Annotated in this window: 1 pseudogene; it reads left to right on the top strand. The window is 30.6% G+C overall.

Annotated elements, in window-relative coordinates:
* Positions 1-258, top strand: a pseudogene (locus tag ACRHOC_RS14910) (hypothetical protein); the annotation flags it as partial.

The following is a 258-nucleotide window of genomic DNA, read 5'->3' as shown; positions in this document are numbered from 1 at the left end:
ATTGGTAATGGATATTTCCCTACTAAATACTTCAATTTTGATCTTCGTTATTTAATTAAGTACAATCAATATGAAGGGTTTAGAACTGGTTTAGGGGGTGTTACCAATAACAATCTTTCTGATAAATTTAAGTTAAAGGGATATTTGGTATATGGATTCTTGGATGAAGCTTATAAATATAGTTTTGGTGGAGGATTTAGAATTTCTGAAAAGGGAAACACATGGATTCATCTCACATACACCAATGATCTTCAAGAA

The sequence above is a fragment of the Winogradskyella poriferorum genome (genome assembly GCF_050618035.1).
Taxonomy (GTDB): Bacteria; Bacteroidota; Bacteroidia; order Flavobacteriales; family Flavobacteriaceae; genus Winogradskyella; species Winogradskyella poriferorum_A.
Note: the sequence above shows the minus strand (reverse complement) of the source record. Positions and strands in the feature narration are given on the sequence as shown.